This is a genomic window from Kribbella sp. NPDC020701 (assembly GCF_055562215.1).
This window is the reverse complement of record NZ_JBVHFT010000051.1, coordinates 1-4639: the sequence shown is the minus strand read 5'-3', so window position 1 is coordinate 4639 and position 4639 is coordinate 1. Positions and strand designations below refer to the sequence as shown.

The 4639-nt window shown below is 64.8% G+C and carries 1 protein-coding gene; it reads right to left on the bottom strand.

The annotated features are described in order from the left end of the window. Positions 1–27: 27 nt before the first annotated feature. Entirely contained in the window at positions 28–4479 is a 4452-nt protein-coding gene (locus ACZ3HV_RS44355) for a golvesin C-terminal-like domain-containing protein (protein ID WP_465693906.1), read from the bottom strand. Positions 4480–4639: the final 160 nt, after the last annotated feature.

Below are 4639 nucleotides of genomic sequence, written 5' to 3'. Positions count from 1 at the left end.
AACCGACGTACCCGCGAAGCACCACCATCACCAAGCCCGCCCCACCGGCATCCCGGCGGCGCCATCACTGAGCCCCATGAATTGCCGGGGTGAGTCTTTGAACAGCCTTCGGAGCACGAGTTCGTCAGCTTCGGCCAGCCCGGGCCTGCCATGAAATCTGTCGACGTCACTCTTCCTCAGGGCATTGGCGTACCCGTTTGCCTGCGCAAGGACTTTCTGGAGATGATACGTCGCGCTTTTCCCCTTCCCCGTCTTGACCCCCGTCTCCAATTCGTTCCTCAAAGCAGTCGTCGTACGACCGTCATCTATTACCTTCGTGACGCCTGGACGCGCGTATTCGCCGTCTACGAGAGGTTGTAGCGCTGGGTCAACCATTGTCGGCGGCCTCGCTGGCGGCTGCGGGGTCGGCGTGTATTGGTCCCCGTTCTCGTCGATGGCGATGTGGCCGTCGAGTTCTACACCGGTGATGGGGTTGCCGCCGGCGAACATGTAGCGGTTGGTGTTCCACGGGTCCGAGCCTAGGGCGAGGTCGTTGAGGGCGCCGTTGTAGTAGTCGCGGCTGAGGTACCGGTTGAGGCCTGGGTTGTATTCGCGGAACCCCATGTCATAGCTGCCGGTCGCGCCGTCGAAGCGCTTGCTGTTGAACCGGTACGGGTTGACGATGTCGGCGTCTTGGCTTGCGATGCCGGTGATGGCGTCGTCGCCGGTGGTGCCGGTCTTGTCGGGTTGGCCGTAGGCGGTGTAGCGATACGTCGACGTGGTTGCGCCGGTGGTGGCGTCGGTGAGGGTTTCGACGTCACCGTGGGGGTTGGTGCCGTAGAACGACTTCTCCGATGTGGTGCCGTTGACGGGTGAGTCGACCAGGGACAGGTTTTCGCCGTTTGCGCCGTAGGCGTACGCCTTGGAGGTCTTCCAGGTGCCGCCGGTGTCCTTTTCCTCCTCGGCGGCGACCTGGTCGGCCAGGCCGACGAAGGTGTACCGGGTGGTGATGGATTGGGCGGTGCCGACCTTTTCGGACTGGTTGACCACGCGGTCGAACGGGTCGTAGGTCTGGTTGCGGGTGAAGGTCGGATTGCCAGCCGAATCGAACTTCTGCTGCCGGACGAGGCGGTCGTAGCCGTCGTAGGCGTTTTGTTCGACCACCTGGGTGCCGGCGTCGGTGGTGGTGGAGCGCCCGAACGGGTCGTAACGCTGGTTCAGCGTCGCGCCACCGGTGACCGTCTTGATCAGCCGGTTGCGGTCGTAGGTCATCGACGACACGGTGGCGCCGATGGTCTGCGTGATGGTGTTGCCGGCCGCGTCGTAGTCGTAGGACTCGTTGTCGCCCTTGTCGACACCGGTCTTGACCACCGCCGCGAGTTGCCGGGCCGGGGTGTAGGTGTAGGTCGACGCCTGGTCCAGATACAGCGACGTCCCCGCCTGCAGGACCTTCTCGACGTCCTGGGACCGGTCACTGTCGGGGTTGTAGCGCAGCGAGTGCGACGAGACCAGCAGGCCAGCGCTGGTCTTCTCGGTCAGGATCCGCTGCAGGCCGTCCTCGTGGTAGGTGAACGTCGCCACGTTGCCGTTCGGCTTGGTGGTGGTGGACCGCCAACCACGCGGATCGTAGGTATAGGACCAGGTGTCCAGCGGTAACGTCGGGGTGGCGGCGGCCTTGACGGTGTCGATGAGGTTGCGGACGTCCCAGGTGTAGGCGGTGTAGCGGGTCACGCCGACGGTGTTCGCGTCCGCGGGCCGTTGGGCGTTGGTGGACAGCACGTTGGAGTCGAGGTCGTAGGTGTAGTCGGTCGTCGCCTTGTTCGTGATGCCCTTGAGCTCCTGGACCCGGGTGGTGCGGGCCAGGCCGTCGGTGGTGATCTTGAACGTGTCGGTCGCGGCGTTCGGGTTGTTGTCCTTGACCTCGCTCTGCTGACCGTTGGCGTCGTAGTTGTAGGTGAAGGACCGGGACTCGGCCGGGCTGGTCGAGACCAGCTTGATCGCGTCCGCGACCACCACACCCGCGACCGCCGGCTTCAAGGTGATGGTTTTGGCGACACCGTTCGGGAACGAATAGTTACCCAGGTTCACCCACGGCGTCGCCGCGGTGCACGCCTTCTGATCAACCGTCTTCGTGGCCGCGCCGCCGGAGTGGTTGATCGTGTACGTCGCCGCGGTGGTGGCGGCCGTGGCGACAGGGCAGCTCGCGTAGACGTCGAACGAACCCGTGATGTCGGGCAGCACCCGCCAGTTGAACGTGTCACCGGCCTCCGGTGTACCGACGGCCGCGGCGGCGTGGGTGCGGTAGTTGGCGCCCTGGGTGTTGGTGCCGCCGGTGACCGTGGCCCAGGTCCCGGTCGAGCTGGTCTGCCAGGTGTCGGCGTTGTCGACCACATCGACGGGCTGCTGGGCTGCGGTGTCGGAGCGGGACTGCAGGCCACCGTCGGGGTAGTAGGCCCAGGCCTGGGTGCGTTTGGCGTCGTCGCCGGGCACGGTCAGGGTGCGGTCGGTCTGCTGACCCAACGGGTTGTACCCGTAGGTCGCGGTGATCTGCCACGGGTCGGTCGAGGTCTTGATGTCACCGGAGTCGTAGTAGGTGAAGTTCGTCCATTGCGCGGCCGGCGGAGCCGTGGCGGCAAACGTCGGCTCGGACTGCGCCTTGATCTCACCGGTCGGCCAGTACTGGATGAACGTGCTCGACGGCGTCTTGTACAGGTCGGTCGTGGTGTCGAACGCGGACTTGTTCTGGACCGGCCGGTTGTTCTTGTCGTACACCGTCTCGGAGTACCGGCCACTGGGCCGGGTCTGGCGGGTGACGTTGCCGGCCTCGTCGTAGGTCAGCGTGGTGACCCGGTCCTCCTGATGGGCACCGATCGGGGTGTGCGGGACGTGGATCGCGACCGGCTGACCGGCCGCGTTGTAGTCGGTCTTCTTCGCGTGACCGGTCTGGTTGATCTGCGACGTCACCAGACCGTCGGCGTCGTAGACCGTCTTGCTCGTGTAGCCGGCCGCATCGGTGACGGCGGTCGGGCGGTGGTTCAGGTCGTAGACCGTTTTGGAGGTGTAGTCGGTCGCCGGGGACACGTTCCGCAGCGGGTCCAGCACGGTGGTCTGGTTGCCGACGAGGTCGTACTCGTAGGTCGTCGTGGGCGTCTTGGTGGAGCCGTCGGTGTCGACGAATGGCGTCTCGACCTTCAGCACCTGACCGATCCGGTCATAGCTGTACTTGGTGACGAAGTCGTTCGGGTCGCTTGTGGTCGCGACACCCTTCGGCGCGGTCTCGGTGACCTTGCGGCCCAGCACATCGTAGGTGTAGGCGAGCTGCCGGCCGGTGGTGTTGTTGTCCGGCACCGTCTTGGTCAACAAGTTGTCCGCGGCATCGAACGTCGAGATCGACTGCTCGTTGTTCGGCGCGGTCTCCTTGGTCACGTTGTCGTTGAGGTCGTACTCCGTCGTCGTGGTCCGCACCACCGGGCCGTCGTACGGCTTCGAGATCTTCGTCGGCCGGCCGAATGCGTCGTACTCCGCGGTCGTCAACCGCTGGAACTGGCCGTTGACAAGGTCCTCCTTGAGCTGGAGCACGTTGCCGCGGGCGTCGTACACGAAGCCGGTTGTGGCCAGTTCGGGGTCGGTGATCGACAGCGGGGAGCCGCTCGGGTCGTAGTTGGTGTCGGCGCCGTACTGCGTCGCGTTACCGCGCGCGTCGGTGACCGTCGCCAGGGTCCCGTTCGAGTTGTAGGTGTAGGTCGGCCCGAATCCGAGTCCGTTCTTGACGGTCTTGACGTTGCCGTTCGCGTCGTAGGTGAACGTGTTGGTCCGGCCGCCGGCGCTCGTCTTGGACAGCAGCACGGTCGGTTTCGCGCCGGTGGTCAGCCTCTGGTAGGTCAGCACCACACCGGGGAGACCGTTCTTGACCGCCATCGCGTCCTTGACGACGAGTGGGTAGCCGGTGTTCGGGTCGTACTCCCACGTTGACACCGCGTCGTTGGGTTCCTGCAACCGGATCACGTTGTGGTCCCGATCCCAGGCCAGCAAGGTCGACTTCGTGCCGGCGACGGCGTTCTGGTTCGCATCCACGATGCTGGTTGTGCGGCCGAACACGTCCATCCTGTACGTCGTGACCGACGGTGTACTGCCGTTGACATCGGTGACCGTGGCCAGCCTGTCCTGCGCGACCGGGTCAGCATCGGCGTAGGAGAACGTGGTGTCGTTGCCGCGGCGATCGGTGTAGCTCTTCGGCCACAACGCGTACGACGAGGTCTCGTTCGGCGTGTAGTACTGGACCTTCGTCTCGGCGTTGCGCGGATCCTTGACCGAGATCAGCTTCGTGCCGCCGTTGTTCGAGGTGTCGGTGTAAGCGAGCTGGAACGCCTTGACCACGGCACCTGGCTCGAAGGTCGCCGTGCCCGAGTTGAATTTGCCGCCGTCCTCCAGCTTGATCAACTGTTTCGCGTTGTAGGTGAACTTGAGTGCTCGTTGCGAGATGTCCTGGATCCAGGTCACAAGGCCGGTGCTGGTGTCGTAGCCAAGCGTCAGGACCGTCCGGCTCTGGGAGTCGGTGACCGATGTCCGGCAATCCCCTGAAACCGTAGAGACTTGAGATTTGTTGTTTCGGTTGGCCTCTCCCGCTGGTTGGCTGGGGAGCTCGCCCGGAGTCGGGGTC